Origin of the sequence: Microcoleus sp. T3_B1, from assembly GCF_036700445.1 — a bacterium.
GTDB lineage: Bacteria > Cyanobacteriota > Cyanobacteriia > Cyanobacteriales > Microcoleaceae > Microcoleus.
This window is the reverse complement of sequence record NZ_JAUBOX010000018.1, coordinates 57,501-73,334: the sequence shown is the minus strand read 5'-3', so window position 1 is coordinate 73,334 and position 15,834 is coordinate 57,501. Positions and strand designations below refer to the sequence as shown.

The window sequence follows — 15,834 nt, the reverse complement described above, 5'->3', positions numbered from 1 at the left end:
TGCTGGGATAATGAGTAAAATATCTAACAAAATTCGATCGGCAGCGACTCAATTGAGTCAAAGGTATAAACTATCACTAGCATTGGCTAAGTCTGTATTAATTGCCAGCGCGGCAGTAACATTATCCTTGATGGGGGCCAGACAGCTAGGAATAGTCGAACCAGTAGAATTAAGCGCTTACGACCAAATGGTGAGGTGGCGTCCCGATGAACAGCCAGACTCGCGTTTGCTAGTTGTGGGGATTACCGAAGCAGACATTCAGAAACTGAATCAGTGGCCAATATCCGATCGCACAATAGCTGAAATCTTACAAAAACTCGACAAAATGCAGCCTGCAGTCATCGGTTTAGATGTACTGCGAGACGTACCTTTAGGAGACGGGCGCGAGGAATTAACTAAACTTTTACAAAAAAGCGATCGAATTATCGGGGTATGTTTAGTCACCGACGGAAGCCCGGACAATCCCGGTTCTCCGCCTGCGCCGGGGCTGCCACAAAACCGCGTGGGATTTGCAGATTTCGGAGTCGATCCGGGTGGCATACTCCGCAGGGCTTTATTATTTATGAAACCGCCGACAATTGAGGGCAACTCCTCGGCCCAAAAACATCTTTGCAATGACAATTCTCAAGTTTTAGCTTCCTTCAACCTCCAGCTAGCCCTCCGCTACCTGCAAGGGCAAAAAATCTCTCCCAAACTGGCACCCGATCAATCTTTATGGCTGGGAAAAACCCAATTAAAACAACTAGCAAGCAATGACGGAGGATACAAAAATGCCGATGTCAGGGGATATCAAATATTAATTAACTATCGTTCCAGGCGGCAAGTCGCAAACCAAGTCAGAATTACGGATGTTTTAGAAGGGAAAGTTGACCCAAATTTAGTTAAAGATAAAATAGTTCTCATCGGTTACACCACAGAAACCGTTAAAGATTTGTTTTATACTCCTTACAGTGGGCGACAGCAAAGCAACCAATTCATGCCTGGTATCGTGGCACACGCACAAGTGGTCAGCCAAATTTTGAGTACAGTTTTAGACAACAGACCGATGTTTTGGTTTTGGCCGGAATGGGCAGAAATCCTGTGGATTTCGGGATGGTCAATTGTGGGAGGAACCTTGGCATCGCGGATGGCTCACCCAGCGAAGTTGACAGTGACATTCGGAGCACTGCTGTGCGGGTGCTGCGCGATCGGCTTTGGGATTTTTCTGTTGGGAGGGTGGGTGCCTGTGGCAGCGCCAGCCTTAGCATTAATCGTAACTGGCGGTAGCATAGTATCAGCAGACAGATTTAATAAAGCCGGATACGGGAAAGCAATTAGCGATCGAGTAAAACAAGTCTTCAAAATCGAAATAGACCAAGCCAAAAAAGAACAGCAAGTCGCAGAAATCACAGAATCTGATTTCTTTAAAGAATTGCAGCAAAAGAAAGATAAACTGAGGATTAGCAAACAAGAAACCTCTGAAAAAACACCTTCCGAACCCCAAGAAATAATTGCCATTACCCCAGAGCTTCCCAATGTCGAAAGTCAGACAGACGAATATCTAGCTCAGTTGCAGGAAAAATCCCAACACCAGAAGCAGCGCGCCGCCGTGACTGAATCGGAAAGCGCCTCTCCAACGGGTGTCCCGATAGGTAGCGGTGGTGGTGCTAGTTCCGCCGAAACTAAACCTGATGACGAGTTCAGCGATTTGCAAACCAAAGCCAAACAGATGCGGCAGCGCAGGGGCGCCCAAAAGATGATAAAAGAGGAAAAAATTGATACTTTCACAGATAAGGAGGATTTGGGGGGGAAGGAAGAATGACCGACAACTCTACTGCATCATCGAGAATTGCATCATAATGGGTTCTCGCAGTTTCTTACCCTAATACGCAGATCATGTCCAAAATCATCTCTGTCCACTCTTACCGGGGCGGAACTGGCAAATCGAACACGACAGCAAACCTGGCATCTATTATCGCTCGCAGCGGAAATCGGGTCGCCATTGTGGACACAGACATTCAATCACCGGGGATTCACGTGCTGTTCGGTTTCAGCGAGAGCAACATGGATCGCTGCCTGAACGATTACCTGTGGGGCCGCTGTCCGATCGCGGATACGGCCTACAATGTGAGTTCGCTGCTGCCAAAATTAGCCAGTAACGGCAACCTCTACCTGATTCCTTCGAGCATTAAAGCAGGGGAGATAGCGCGAGTTTTGCGGGAAGGCTACGACGTGGGACTGCTTACCGACGGCTTTCAAGAACTGATCGAGGTTTTGAACTTAGACTACCTATTTATAGACACGCACCCGGGGCTCAACGAAGAAACCCTCCTCAGCATCACCATTTCCGACATCCTGCTGCTGATTCTGCGTCCGGATCAGCAAGATTTTCAGGGAACGGCTGTCACGGTAGATGTGGCCCGCAAATTAGAAGTTCCCAAGATTTTGATGACGATCAATAAAGCCCCTGAATCCCTAGATTTCGAGGATTTGAAGCAACAAGTAGAGAGTATTTACAACATTCCAGTGGCAGGGGTACTGCCCCACAGCGACCAGATGATGCTGCTCGCCAGCAAGGGAGTGTTTGCGCTGCACTTCCCTAACGACCCTCTAACTAAGGTTGTGGAAGGGATTGCCAAACAGATTGTGGGATAATTGCTGCAGCGAATGCCGATCGCCCGCCCAGGAGTTTCGCTTTCGCTCTCCATTCCTGCGGAGCCATGTCCTCCTGCGTATCCCGAATATTTGGTTAAAGAGTCAGGAGAATGGCGACAAAATGAGATACAAATAGATTATGAGAATTTGTTAAAAAACTTTAGGAGGAGAACTCATGGAATTTGACTTCCGCATACTAATAGTATTGATGCCCGTATTGTTGGCGGGCGGCTGGGCTGCTTACAACGTCGGTGCTATAGCTCTCAAACAAGTACAGAAAATGTTGAACAAGCAAGCATGAACTAAGCATTATCACCAGTAATTTCGCAGCCGGCTGTTTTTTGAGATACAAAACAGCCGGCTGATTTGTGCATGGGATCTGCTTAAGTGATGGCTGATTCTTGGTGGGCAATTTACGACTGCAGAGAGAGGGGGCAAAAACCAAAGAAAAGTTACGTTTAAAGATTAGGCAGAAACCGGGTACGCTCAAGCAAAATACTTGGTTGCAGCAAACGAGCCTGGGTAAAAAAACCTAGTTGCAAAAGCAGGGCGATCGTGTAATTTCTGATTTTGATGTTTTGAACTTTACTCAGGATTTATGAGTAGAGTGCCCTAAAAATATTTGGTAAGCACGTTATCGCAGAAAATATGAGACAATCACAAAAGTATTTGCCCTAAGAATCGCCCTAAAAACTACGAAGTTTAACTTGTAGGGAATATCGGTCAAATTGTCAATGTTAAATTCCTATATCTTGAGATAGATTATGCTTTTTCCCCGATCGAGCGGCATGCTAGTCCACCCCACGTCCTTTCCCAGTCGATTTGGCATTGGAGACATGGGAATAGAAGCATATCGCTTTATTGACTTTTTAGTAGAGAGCGACCAGCAATACTGGCAGGTATTGCCGCTGGGGCCGACAGGATACGGCAATTCTCCTTATTCCTGCTATTCAGCAATGGCGGGAAATCCGCTGCTGATCAACCCAGAAATGCTGCGTGACGCTCAATGGCTCGCCGATGAAGACTTCGCTAATTTACCAGAATTTCCGCTCGATTATGTAGACTTCGAGCGGGCGATCGCCCTGAAAGTGCCTTTGCTAAAAAAAGCTTGCGAAAACTTCAAAGCCAAAGCATCCCCGATCCAGCAAAAAGAATTCTCAGGTTTTTGCGAAAGCAAAGAGAATTGGCTGGAAGATTACGCCTTATTTATGGCACTAAAAGATCACTTTGGCGGTGTTAGCTGGAACAATTGGGAACCAGAAATTGCCCGTAGAGAGCCAGAGTCGCTAGAGAAATGGCGCCAGCAGCTAAATGCTGAGATTTATTACTACAAATACGTCCAGTTTGAGTTTTTTCGCCAGTGGACGGAGTTGAAACGCTATGCTAACCTGCGGGACATTAAAATTATTGGCGATATACCGATTTATGTAGCTCACGACAGCGCGGATGTATGGTCTCATCCAGAAATATTTTGCTTGGATGAAGCCACCGGAGAACCAGCTTTAATGGCGGGAGTCCCGCCTGATTACTTCAGCAATACAGGTCAATTGTGGGGCAACCCGGTATACAATTGGGAGAATTTGCAAGCAAATAATTTTGAGTGGTGGGTGCAGCGTTTTGAAGCGATTTTCGCTTATGTAGACGTAACTCGGATCGACCACTTTCGAGGATTTGACGCTTACTGGGCGGTGAAGCGCGGACAAGAAACTGCGATCGAGGGAGAGTGGATTAAAGCGCCGGGAACAGCTTTGTTGGATCTAATTAACGAGAAGTTTGGCAACTTGCCGATTATCGCTGAGGATTTAGGGGTAATTACTCCAGAAGTGGAAGCTTTGCGCGATCGATACGAGTTTCCAGGAATGAAGATTTTGCAGTTTGCTTTTGCCGGTGGTCCGGGCGATCCTTTTTTGCCTTTTAACTACGATCGCAACTGCGTAGTTTACACCGGCACCCACGACAACGACACGACTGTCGGCTGGTTCAATCAACTGCAAAACTACGAAAGAGATGAGGTTTTGCGTTATTTGGGCTGCATCGATCCCCAAGGAATTCACTGGTCTTTAATCCGCATGGGCTGGATTTCTATTGCTAATATGGCAATTGTGCCGTTTCAAGATTTGTTGGGTTTAGATACTGACGCGCGGATGAATTTTCCGGGGAAACCAGAGGGAAATTGGGGATGGCGGTATCGACCCGAAGCTTTGAATTGGGAAGTGCGCGATCGGCTCAAAACCATGACTTACATCTCCGGCCGCGCTCCTAATAAACATTGATTATCGCGAAGGGGTAATTGGTAATTGTTAATGGGTAATATCCAATCTGTTAGCATCGGAATTATTCCTATCTCTATACTCTTGATCTGCGTGAATCAGCGTCAATCCCTTGTCATCTGCGGTTCAGAAATTCTCTTTTTTTGACCGCAGATACAGGCAGATAAACACAGATTAACGCAGATGAATGATATCAATTACGCTTGCACCATCCGTGATTGTTAACCGAAAGCATCCAGGCTACAAGCCCCCGGATTCATCCGTCCAGAAATAAAAAACCTGTATCCCATGAAACTTGCCGAACGTATTTATCTCGCGCAAGTCAATGCTTCAATTCTAAAATCTAAAATCTAAAATCTAAAATCGATTGACTGTTGACTGGATTTGACTATTCCGATGCTACCGGGTTTGATAGAATGGGTAATTGGTAATTGGTAAGGAGTGCATCAAGACGGACATTATAATTAAACTCTGTGGACTGCCCGCTATTACCTATTACCTATTACCCATTAACAATTACCAATTAACACTCAACCTTCATTCTTGGGCGGTGCTGAAGGCTTGAGTTCGCTTGCTTTAAAAACAACTTCTTTGGCGACTCCAGGATCTCCGAGTGGTTCGGCTTGTCCGTTATTAACAGCAACCATTACCCCGCCGGCGTTACCTGCTACGACGACCAATTGCTTTTGAGCCCCCCAGGTGCGAACAGTCCCGGTCGGCAAAGTTCCCTCAAACTCTGTTTTACCATCGACTTCAACTTGCATCCACGATTCTGCTTTAAAAGTGACGTTAACCATCACTGGTTTATTGGCAGATTTATTTGAATTTTGACCGGTTCTTACTGCTTCGACAGCCTCGTAACTATCCGGTTTCTGATTTTGTGAGGCTCTTGATGCCTCAGCAGCGGCGCGAGCTTGTTCTTGCTGACCAAGCGCTAGTTCTTCGGCTCCCGCACCGTTTTTTGCGGTAATAGAACCGCTCATCAACTGAGATAAGACATTGACCGAACAGATAATTAGAAATGTGTAAAAGAGGTAGAGGTGCATCGGCCGCAACTGAGGCCCATCTTGCCAGGATAGCTTGGTTCTCGATCGGGGTGGCGGTTCGATCGGGAAAAAGTCGGCAAACTGAGTTCCGTCCAAACCCATTGCTTCAGCGTAGCGCTTGATCAAACCCTGAGTGTAGACGGGCTCGGGAAGTTGGTCGAGTTGACCGTCCTCGATTGCTTGTAGCAGATTCCGCCGAATCATTGTTACCACGGCTACTTTGTCCAAACAAATCGACTGCTGTTCGCGGTACTGACGGAGTTGAGTTCCAATTTCCGCTAGCTTCTTCTGAGCTGTTTCTGGCTCTTGGGAGTGCAGTTTCTGCTTAGTTGTTTTGAAGAATAAAAACAATAAATTCTTTGTCATATGCTGTGCTCCTGGGAATTTACTGGCACGCTTATTGATGTTAGGTTGACTAGATTCCATAAATAAATAATTTCCGCATCTTCTAGGGGTCGGCAGCAGCCTGGTGGCAATATTGGCGAACCAGGCCGCTGCAATTGAATCGGGCCAATGGCTGTGCGGTGCAGGCGCACCACGGGATATCCCAAGATCTCGGCTGTTCGCCGAATCTGTCGGTTTCTGCCTTCTGATAGAATGACTTCTAACAGAGTTTGGTCTTGCGCGCGATCGAGAACTTTAACTTTCGCGGGCAAAGTTTTTCTGCCGGACAAGATGATGCCCTGACGCCACGTTTGTAGTATGGGTTCCGGGGGATCGCCGCTCACCCAAACCTGATAAGTTTTGGCGATCGAGTGACGCGGATGGGTCAAACAAAATGTCAGCTTACCATCATTGGTGAGCAAGAGGGCGCCGGTGGAATCTGCATCTAAGCGTCCTACGGGGTGGATGCCTTGACCGGATCGCAGTTGTGGTGGCAGCAAGTCGAGAACTTTCGATCGGGCCCTTGGATCGCTGCAAGTAGAAACTACGCCGGCCGGTTTGTTGAGCAACAGATATACCTGTGCGGGTCGATCCGTTGGTTTCACTGGGACTCCATCGACTTGGATAAGATCGCGATCGGGATTCGCTTTTTCTCCTAAGCGAACAATATTGCCATTAACTCGGACTCGTCCAGCTACAATCATCTGTTCTGCAAGACGACGAGAGGCAATGCCCCACTGGGCGAGGATTTTTTGCAGCCTTTCATCAGACATGACGGGAGTGTGGAAATCCCCAACGAACCAGCGGTGGGGAGGAAACACGACACGGTTAATTGATTAACCGTACTAGCAATGCTCAATTCCTGGTTGGGAATAAATTATAATGCTGACCAATTATTAGAGGACGCCCAGCCTGGCACAGATTGTCCTTGTGCCCGGTGCAGATTGTCCTGATGGCATTACCCTGAATGCTGTGCAAAAACTACGACGAAAAGACTCGCGGCAGGCACAGGTTTGCACCGTTGGTTTGCGGCTGGTTTGAAAGGTGTGGGTCTGACCCGACCATAAACCAACACTACCATAAATCCCGTACTCCTGGTTAAATTTATACGCTCGATCGCGAATTTTTCATCGGGATCGCACAACTCGTGAACTCCCCAAAGATCCCAAGGGGAGAAAGGTGAGAATTTTTCTGCTTCTGGCGTGGCTGATGCCAGATTTCTGCTTGATTTTGGAGTTAATGGGACTTGTGTTCATCAACCCGGTTTCTAAGGAAAATCAGAGGTTGACGGCGATAGATATATGAATAAACCGGGTTTTTGAGGCCGGATGCACAAGCTCTAGTTAAATTTCTGTGCTTGAATATTAAGGTTTATATTCTGAAATCGTTTATGACTGTCGATCGAAACTCTCTTCAATTTGACAATAGAGATGGGGCTGCTGGCTCTGGTGGGACTGTTAATCTCGACCTTGAGCCGGGGAGACCTTCGCCGAGTCAAGGCAGCCGGATCGCGAGCGCGGTGCTGTCTCCGGCGGTACAGTTGTGGCTGCGATCGCAAGTTCAGCAGGTGGACGAGTTGAAGGTGAAAATTGAGGGGAGCGATCGACAAATCTTCAGCGGTGCGATCCCCAAAGTCACGGCTGCCGCTCGGGGTGCTGTGTATAAAGGACTACACCTAACTGAAGTTGCCATAGAGGGCTGTGGCATTCGCATCAACCTCGGTCAAGCTCTCAAAGGCAAACCCCTGCGTCTGATGGAATCCGTTCCCGTGGCAGGCGTTTTGAGGGTCAGCCAAGCGGATTTGAATGCGTCGCTGAAAGCGCCTTTGCTGGCTGATGCTTTGAGCGAATTTTTGCTGCCTATGCTGCCACTAACAGATAGGGAAAAGTCGCTGAAGTTGCAAAATTCGCAGATTGTAATTGAGGCGGGTTTGTTGACGCTTTCGGCGGCAATTTTGCGCGCTGGCGGTAGGCAAATTCCTTTGGTATTGCGGACTGGTTTGCGGATAGCCAGCGGTCGCGAATTGATGTTTGAATCACCAGAAATCGAACTCAATGGAGAATTAAAAAGCAGTGATTTCAATGGTTTTAAAATTGATTTTGGGCCGGAAGTTGAGATAGAAGAATTGATTTTGAGTCCGGGGGAGATTGTTTGTCGGGGAGGAATTAGAGTTTTGCCTTAGTTAGTTGACAGTTGGCTTTAACCTGGTTCTTCGGTAGAGCCTGGGAATACATACCCAATGCCCAATTCCCAATTCCCAATTCCCAATTCCCAATTCCCAATTCCCAATTCCCAATTACCGATTAATTAAAAAAGAGTCGATCGCGGGCAACAGTAAAGTGACAAAATAGTAGACTAACGGCGCGGTAAAAACATAACTGTCGGTGCGATCGAGAATGCCGCCGTGACCGGGGATCAACTGTCCCGAATCCTTAACGCCGGCGTCTCGCTTCATCATCGACTCAGTTAAATCTCCCAACAGGCTAGCAACCCCAATCAACAGACCAAAAGCAGCCCCAGTATACGGCCACCCCGGCCAGTGTAAATACCCAGACCCAGCGACGGCCACGGCGATGCTGCCGCAAACTCCAAATACGGCACCTTCAACGGTTTTTTTGGGGCTGATGTGGGATAGGCTAGTGCGCCCGAAGAATTTGCCGACAAAATAAGCCCCAATGTCAGCGGCCCAGATGCAGAGGAAAGCCAGCAGCAGCGAAGTCAATCCTAAAGATATGTGGCTGGAAGTTGTCCAAGACGGCGGCGAGGAAATGTTAACGGGCAAATTGCTTGCTACTGCTTGCGAAAGTTGGGTTGTAGCAAGATTGCCTGGGTCGAGGCCGACTCGCAGCCGTACCCAATAGCTGGGCAAATAACCGCCGTAGAACAATCCTAAAACTGAGGAGGCAATATCGGCGATCGTCGATAATTTAGGTTGGAATAACAGGTAGAAACAAATTAATGTTCCCGCTAAGGGGAACATGGCATCTACGAGTTCCGGTGCTAGGGCGGCAGTAATTAATAGCCCTTGACTGACGGCTAAGGTAGTTTTGGCAGCGGGTGCAATACCTTTAGCCCTGGCTAATTGAAAATATTCCAATTGCCCTAGGTAGACGATGACTCCAAAGCCGACGGTGAAGTACCATCCGCCCATAATAATCATTCCCAAAGCAAGGGCGATCGCAACTATTCCACTCAGGATACGAGACCAAGGCATAAAATGAATTTCTCTTGCAGACGGCGGTGGATCATTCGATTTTGGATTTTGGATTTTGGATTTTGGATTTGAGATTTTGGATTTTTCTAGAGCACGAGTTGATCCCTTGCACAACTAACCCCCATCCCCCATCGGTCATCCAATATCTCAAGTCAGGCGGTCAATCCAGCTATGGTGGCCCCTATTCTTAAGTATGAAGGTTAATTGAACGTAAAAAAGGTTAAGAATTACATTTAGGAATGGGCATAGGGCATTGGCCAAACAGGGCATTGGGTATGTATTCCCAGGATCTGCCGAGGAACCAGGTTAAAGTTAACTGTCAACTGTCAACTGTCAACTGTCAACTGTCAACTGTCAACTGTCAACTGTCAACTGTCAACTGTCAACTGTCAACTAACTTCTAATCCAGCTTTTCGCCGCTGAGAATAAATATGGGATTGACGGCGGCAAAGGTTTGACTGAGGCCGCGAGTCTCCAAGCGGTTGACGGCGGACTGGACTACTTCAATGTTGCGGACTTGCAACTCGGCGAACCCTTCGGAAAGGGCGTAAAGATTCTCTAAATTGCCAGCGGTGGCGACAACTCTACCGTGGGGTTGCAAGTACCGCCAGACTTCTTGGAGAATGGCTTTAATGGGGCGACCTCCTTCGATGCAGACTCGGTGGGGGGGTTGGGGCAGGTTTTCCAGGCATTCCGGGGCACTGCCTTCTATGACTTCTACGTTGTCGAGCTCGAATCGATCGCAATTTCTGCGAATCAAGCTTGCTACTTCTTCGTCCCTTTCGACGGCGATAATGCGACCTTTGGGACACAGCAAACCTGTTTCTACGGCGATCGTACCAGTACCTGCACCGATGTCCCACACGACTGAATCTGCTTGCAGCCGCAGGTGGGAGATTAACAGCAGTCGGACTTCTCGCTTACTCATGGGAATTCCCGGTAAACGTTCAAATAAGTCATCCGGGATGCCTGGAGTGACGTAGGGCCAAAGCATAGTTATATTTTTGATTTTTGATTTTTGATTGAAGCAAGACGGCAGTTGGAACTCGCCGAAGAAGTAGAAATTCTCCCAATTTCCCCCAAGCCTTAATATTTACTGTCGCACAACCTTGAGAGTTTGGAGGTTTCTATCGCTACAACCTGTGATTTTGCCGCCGGCGGCAAGGATTTGTTGCAGGTAGTCAACGGCTGCTGGGGTAATGATTTCACCGGGCATCAGGACTGGTATTCCTGGGGGATAGGGACAGATGAGTTCGGCGCACAGGCGATCGACTGCTTTGTCTGCAGGTAGTGTTTCGGTTGAGGAAAAGAATGCCTCGCGCGGGGACAGTGGGGGAGGGGAAAATCGGGGGGGGGAGAGAATCTCGTCTTCTTTCTGACTTCTTCTTTCTAACTGAGATATTGCAGGATGCTCAAGAACGGGCAAGATGCCCGTTCCACAACACATCAAGTTTCTTGTGGGGAGTAGGGGTTGGGCATCTTGCCCGCCCCTAAAAGGCTTATTGACTATCGTGTTAGATGTGACTTCTAAAAGAGTTAAAGCTTTAACTAAATTGTCAATATCTGATTCTGTATTTCCCAAGCTGATAATAAATGTTAGATGTTGGGGCATGGGAAGTTCTGCGGTGACGCCGAGTTGAGAGTGCAGAATTTCATCTGCAGCAAATCCTGTGATTCCTAAATCTGATACTTTTACTGTTAGCCTGGTGCGGTCTAATGCTGCAAAACCCGGTGTATTTAAAGGTTCTAAAACTGATAAGCCAGGAATTAGATTGATGCGCGATCGCGCTTTTTCGGCTAGCAGTAAAGTTTGGGTCATTAACTGTTCGCCGTGGAGTGCCATTTGTTGGCGGGCTGCGTCTAGGGATGCTAATAATAAGTAACTCGGACTGGTAGATTGTACTAACTGCAATGCTCTATTTAATTTTTGGATATCTATGCGATCGCCCTTGATGTGCAGCATCGATGCTTGTGTCATTGCACCGAGGGTTTTGTGGATGGATTGTACTGTTAAATCGGCACCTGCTGATACTGCTGGTTCGGGCAAGTTTGGATGAAAGTTAAAGTGCGCGCCGTGGGCTTCGTCTACTAATAACGGTATGTTGTATTGATGGGTAATTTGGGCGATCGCCCGCAAATCTCCGCAGACGCCGTGATAGGTTGGGTAAACTATCATTACTGCTTTGGCGTCGGGATGTTGTTCTAATGCGGAGGCTGTGGCTTCTGGGGTGATGCTGTTGGCAATATCCCAATCCGGGTTGTACTCTGGATTGACAAAAATGGGAATTGCACCGGATAAAATTAAACCAGAAATTGCCGATGAGTGGATATTTCGAGGTAGGATAATTTTATCGCCGGGGCCGCAAGTCGCTAAGATGGCGGCGATAATTCCGCAAGTCGAACCGTTAGCCAAAAACCGAGTTGATTGGGCTCCAAATGCTGCGGCGGCTAAGTATTGAGCTTCGGCAATTGCACCTTCTGGGTTAAAGAGATTGTCTAACTCCGGCAATTCCGGCAAATCCGATCGAAATACTGCCGCACCGAATAAGTCAATTAGGGGTTGAGAGATTCCTTGTCCGCCTTTGTGTCCGGGGGCGTAGAATGGGGCGTGGGGGTGATTTGTGCGATCGCGCAAGGCATCTAATAGAGGCGTTTGTTGTTGAGAGTTTGCTGGTGACACGCTTAATCCTGATTTGATTATTTGGAATTATAGCAACCGCCGAGGTTTCACTGGAGGTTATTAATTGCTGAAACCCTTGCGGGCAATTCCGCGATTGTATCGACTTCTTCCTTTTTCCTTGCAATCGCCCACAAGCAACACCGTCTCAATTTCAAACTTCTCTAAAATGACTTAACATCGACTGCTTAAGTATGAAACCCAAACAGTTGAAAATCCTGGCTACTGCTTTACTTATGGTTTGTCTAGGGCTGTAGTTTCAGTTAAAGGACAAAATTATACCACAGTCTACGGCTATTTTTCAGCTTACTGTTGTGAGGAAGTTTTGGACGATCGCGCACTACTGTCACAAACTACCAAGACGCTTTAACCGATTGACCCAAAAGCTATCAAAGTTAAGCTTTAATTCAAGGTAGATTATTGAGTCGCGATCGCCCAAAATTCTATCCTAATTGAGCTTGCCAATTCATTGCATATTGTGCAATCAGCTCTGCCTGGTCAGTCCAATTAACGATTTGACGTGCTTTAATAAAGTCCACGTCGTTGCCAGAAATACAGTCATCCAGCTTGATACCCGCAAACACACCCCACTTCATACCGTGCACCAAGATAAAGAGTGCAATATCAGGGTGAATCACTAGATCGGGATTGTTAACTAAGTCTAGCGATAGCAAATCCGAATATTTCCGATAATTGTAATCCCAGGTCAGTTGCACGTACCCCCGTCCGTAAAACGGATAATAGCGCAGAGTTTTGCGGTGGTTCTCCCCTTCAGGTTCGCCCAAATAATACGATTCCTTTACGGGTTGGAAACTATCTGCAGTTTCATGTTCAACAGTTGCGAGAATGTAAGCAATTTGAGCTTTAGAAGTAATTCCTTGGCGATGAGCTTCTTTGATAATTGCCTGCACCGCTGCTTCTTTATCACCGCCTTTCCAATCAGGTAACTTTCCAGCACCCTGCTTGGCATCGAGTAAAGCTTTAGCGGTTGTTGCCCCTAACACATCCCCGCCATCAAGTTTACGGCTGGCTTTAAAACTTCTTAAGGCTTCTTGCGTTTGAGTGCCGTAAATCCCATCAACAACCTCTAAAAGATGATTAGCGCGTAAGATGGTTTGAATTTCTGCACAGAATAGTTGATCTTCCACTAACACTCCAGAGTCAATATCATCAAAAGGAATCGATTGCTTTTGGTCAATCACGTCTTGGAGTTTCAGGCCGGATGGTTGGCTGGAAACAGCACGAGACTGTGCAGAAATTAATTGTGTCAGTTTAGTTTGCGTTACAAATCCCGCAATTCCATCAACCTGCAAGCCTTGTTCAGCCTGAAATTTTCGGAGGGCGGCATCAGTTTCGGTGCCAAAGATACCATCTGTTGTAACTGAAATGCCAACGTTGGCTAAATCTTCTTGAAGTTTGCTGACTCGTTCTCCCTGCATCGGAGGTATCACCAGACGCAAATCCCCGTCTTCGTCGCTGCTATAGGGGGCTGAATCAATTCCAGGGGAAAGGAAACTCACATGAAGGTGATCGTCATGTCCATCCCAAAATTCTACCCCTGTAATTTGTGGATCGTTGAACAAAATTGTTTTAATACGCAAAATTGGATTATTGTAGAATAAATCTACCAATTCTTGAGTGCGTTGGCGAGAGTATTTACTATCGTAATAGGTGAGAGGAATTTCTTCATCAGTGTTAGCAACAAGAGCAATATCAACATCGAGTCCCTTGTCATGAGAGCTATGGCCTGGAGTTGGCCCTTCTGCTGTACTGATGTCTCCGATGCCAATGCGGGGTCTAGGATATTTTTTTACCCACTCATTACACACATATTTGAGAGCCTGAATCACTTCGGGACGACCATAGCAATTGTCTCCGTAACATTCATAGCCATCTCCATTGGCAGGCATTTGTTCAAAAAAACCTCGTGTTCCCCAACTGAATTGCTCGATTTCTTCTGCTGTAAAACCAATATGTGCCGTGCAGTGGGTATGGTTATGTTGCAAAGTTTTAGAGCGTAAGTTGCGATTGATTTCTAATACCATTGTTAATTTCCTTTTTAGAGTGTGTTTTTCTGTTGCAAGATCGCTTTTTAGGAAGGCGATATTCGCCAATGCCAATGGCAAGGTAACGGAATGGTTAACATAATGACTCCTGAGTAACAGCCGATCGCAACCACTATATCCCCGAAAACTAAATTCAGCTTTGTCGATCGTCCAAATACCTGACCAGGAATTTCTTGATGGTACCCGCCACGTGATTTATCCGTGGAATCAATCCAAAATCGAAAATCGAGAATCCTCAAGCCCCCGCATTTATCCGTGGGGTCGCCTCTAAAATCTAAAATCTAAAATCTAAAATCGATTGACCCATTTCACGCATCCTTGAGAATTGCTATAGTTCGATCGCCCAAAAACCAGCGATTTTCCCCACAGGCTGATAATTGCGATCGGCCAAAGTGCGAACAGGCTTACCCTCCGCAACATCCCAGAGTGCGATCGTCCGATCCCAGCTTCCAGAAGCCAGCATTTTACCGTCAGGGCTAAAGGCGACACTCTCAACCCAGTCCTGATGGCCGATCAAAGTTTGAATCCGTTTACCCGTCGCCACATCCCAGAGTCCGATCGTGTTGTCAAAACTCCCAGAAGCCAGAGTTTTGCCATCAGGAGTGAAGGCGATACTCAAAACCCCTTGGTGATGACCCCTCAAGCTTGCAAAAATTTGACCCGCAGCCAAATCCCACAGTATGATTTTGTTGTCAAAACTGCCAACAGCCAGAGTTTTACCATTAGGACTAAAAGCAATACTCAAAACACAATTCTTGCCATCTGTCAAAGCGCGAATCAGTTTACCCGTAACCACATCCCAAAGTTTAATAGTTTTGTCGCTACTTCCAGAAGCCAGAGTTTTACCATCGGGACTAAAGGTAAAACTCTCAACCCAACTCTGATGACCGATCAAGGTGTGAATGAGTTTACCAGTAGCCACATCCCAGAGTTTGATAGTTTTGTCGCTACTGGCAGAAGCAAGGGTTTTACCATCAGGACTAAAAGCAATCTTCAAAACCCAATTTTTATGACCCGTTAACCTGTCAATAGATTTACCAGTAGCCACATCCCAGAGTTCGATCGTGTTGTCGAAACTTGCAGAAGCGAGGGTTTTGCCATCCGAACTAAAAGCAATACTCAAAGCTCCTTTTTGAGCGCCTCTGAAAGTTTTAATAACTGTGCCCTTAGCCACATCCCAAAATTTGATACTTTGGTCGAAAGTCCCAGCAGCGAGGGTTTTACCATCGGGACTAAAAGCGACACTCCAAACAGAACGCTGTTGCTCTGCCGAGGGATCTATCTGCTGGATCTGTGCCACATCCTGAACTTGAATAATTCTGTAATACCCCAATCTGGTTTTTTGATTAAAAAGTAAATTTGCATCAATACTACGCATTTTAATTGTCGCTTTTTCTACCGATCGCCACTGCCACCCTGTCAAGCAATAGGCTAATATCAATGCTAAACTATAAAAACCAGTCAATTTTATGAAAAAATTGTGGTATTTTTCTTTGCCAAATATAGCCTTAAACTCCATAGCTGATTTCCTCCCTTAACCCTG

General features: G+C 46.8%; 12 protein-coding genes. 5 read left to right on the top strand and 7 right to left on the bottom strand.

Annotated features, from left to right (window positions below):
• Positions 1-10: 10 nt before the first annotated feature.
• From QT990_RS12430 to malQ, 4 genes are all read left to right on the top strand, one after another.
• Positions 11-1,801 carry a CHASE2 domain-containing protein gene (locus QT990_RS12430; RefSeq protein WP_333140349.1) on the top strand — a complete coding sequence of 597 codons (1,791 nt, stop codon included), beginning with the start codon at positions 11-13 and terminating at the stop codon, positions 1,799-1,801.
• Between the two features lie 74 nt (positions 1,802-1,875).
• Positions 1,876-2,634, top strand: a complete 759-nt coding sequence (locus QT990_RS12425) for a MinD/ParA family protein (RefSeq protein WP_333140347.1) — start codon at positions 1,876-1,878, stop codon at positions 2,632-2,634.
• A 175-nt stretch (positions 2,635-2,809) separates the two neighbouring features.
• Entirely contained in the window at positions 2,810-2,935 is a 126-nt protein-coding gene (locus tag QT990_RS12420) for a photosystem II protein Y (protein ID WP_333140345.1), read from the top strand.
• 463 nt (positions 2,936-3,398) lie between these two features.
• Positions 3,399-4,907, top strand: a complete 1,509-nt coding sequence (malQ, locus tag QT990_RS12415; protein WP_333140343.1) for a 4-alpha-glucanotransferase — start codon at positions 3,399-3,401, stop codon at positions 4,905-4,907.
• 527 nt (positions 4,908-5,434) lie between these two features.
• Here the strand turns inward: malQ and QT990_RS12410 are convergent.
• Positions 5,435-6,316, bottom strand: coding sequence for a RodZ domain-containing protein (locus tag QT990_RS12410; protein ID WP_333140341.1), 882 nt, complete (start codon positions 6,314-6,316; stop codon positions 5,435-5,437).
• On the bottom strand, positions 6,313-7,107 hold the full coding sequence (locus QT990_RS12405; protein ID WP_333140430.1) for a pseudouridine synthase: 795 nt from the start codon (positions 7,105-7,107) through the stop codon (positions 6,313-6,315). Before QT990_RS12405 ends, QT990_RS12410 begins: the two co-directional genes overlap by 4 nt.
• Positions 7,108-7,724: 617 nt before the next feature.
• On the opposite strand from QT990_RS12405, the gene QT990_RS12400 reads away from it, so the two are divergent.
• The gene (locus QT990_RS12400) at positions 7,725-8,516 is read left to right on the top strand and encodes a DUF2993 domain-containing protein (RefSeq protein WP_333140339.1); all 792 of its coding nucleotides are present in this window, start codon (positions 7,725-7,727) and stop codon (positions 8,514-8,516) included.
• Positions 8,517-8,630: 114 nt separating this feature from the next.
• Here QT990_RS12400 and QT990_RS12395 read toward each other — a convergent pair whose 3' ends face one another.
• The 5 genes from QT990_RS12395 to QT990_RS12375 form a co-directional block, all read right to left on the bottom strand.
• The gene (locus QT990_RS12395; protein WP_333140337.1) at positions 8,631-9,548 is read right to left on the bottom strand and encodes a phosphatidate cytidylyltransferase; all 918 of its coding nucleotides are present in this window, start codon (positions 9,546-9,548) and stop codon (positions 8,631-8,633) included.
• Positions 9,549-9,948: 400 nt separating this feature from the next.
• Positions 9,949-10,542 carry a precorrin-6Y C5,15-methyltransferase subunit CbiT gene (gene cbiT, locus QT990_RS12390; protein ID WP_333140335.1) on the bottom strand — a complete coding sequence of 198 codons (594 nt, stop codon included), beginning with the start codon at positions 10,540-10,542 and terminating at the stop codon, positions 9,949-9,951.
• Between the two features lie 99 nt (positions 10,543-10,641).
• A complete protein-coding gene (locus tag QT990_RS12385; RefSeq protein WP_333140333.1) occupies positions 10,642-12,228 on the bottom strand; it encodes an aminotransferase class I/II-fold pyridoxal phosphate-dependent enzyme in 1,587 nt (528 codons plus the stop codon).
• Positions 12,229-12,668: 440 nt separating this feature from the next.
• Positions 12,669-14,270 (bottom strand): penicillin-insensitive murein endopeptidase, encoded by a 1,602-nt coding sequence (locus tag QT990_RS12380; protein WP_333140331.1) that lies wholly within the window; start codon positions 14,268-14,270, stop codon positions 12,669-12,671.
• A 349-nt stretch (positions 14,271-14,619) separates the two neighbouring features.
• Positions 14,620-15,810: a WD40 repeat domain-containing protein gene (locus QT990_RS12375; RefSeq protein WP_333465293.1), complete on the bottom strand. Its 1,191-nt coding sequence runs from the start codon at positions 15,808-15,810 to the stop codon at positions 14,620-14,622.
• Positions 15,811-15,834: the final 24 nt, after the last annotated feature.

What these genes read in the sequence shown, in the direction of transcription:
- QT990_RS12430 (WP_333140349.1), top strand. Translation starts at nt 11, where the DNA reads ATGAGTAAAATATCTAACAAAATTCGATCGGCAGCGACTCAATTGAGT.
- QT990_RS12425 (WP_333140347.1), top strand. Translation starts at nt 1,876, where the DNA reads ATGTCCAAAATCATCTCTGTCCACTCTTACCGGGGCGGAACTGGCAAA.
- QT990_RS12420 (WP_333140345.1), top strand. Translation starts at nt 2,810, where the DNA reads ATGGAATTTGACTTCCGCATACTAATAGTATTGATGCCCGTATTGTTG.
- malQ (WP_333140343.1), top strand. Translation starts at nt 3,399, where the DNA reads ATGCTTTTTCCCCGATCGAGCGGCATGCTAGTCCACCCCACGTCCTTT.
- QT990_RS12410 (WP_333140341.1), bottom strand. Translation starts at nt 6,316, where the DNA reads ATGACAAAGAATTTATTGTTTTTATTCTTCAAAACAACTAAGCAGAAA.
- QT990_RS12405 (WP_333140430.1), bottom strand. Translation starts at nt 7,107, where the DNA reads ATGTCTGATGAAAGGCTGCAAAAAATCCTCGCCCAGTGGGGCATTGCC.
- QT990_RS12400 (WP_333140339.1), top strand. Translation starts at nt 7,725, where the DNA reads ATGACTGTCGATCGAAACTCTCTTCAATTTGACAATAGAGATGGGGCT.
- QT990_RS12395 (WP_333140337.1), bottom strand. Translation starts at nt 9,548, where the DNA reads ATGCCTTGGTCTCGTATCCTGAGTGGAATAGTTGCGATCGCCCTTGCT.
- cbiT (WP_333140335.1), bottom strand. Translation starts at nt 10,542, where the DNA reads ATGCTTTGGCCCTACGTCACTCCAGGCATCCCGGATGACTTATTTGAA.
- QT990_RS12380 (WP_333140331.1), bottom strand. Translation starts at nt 14,270, where the DNA reads ATGGTATTAGAAATCAATCGCAACTTACGCTCTAAAACTTTGCAACAT.
- QT990_RS12375 (WP_333465293.1), bottom strand. Translation starts at nt 15,810, where the DNA reads ATGGAGTTTAAGGCTATATTTGGCAAAGAAAAATACCACAATTTTTTC.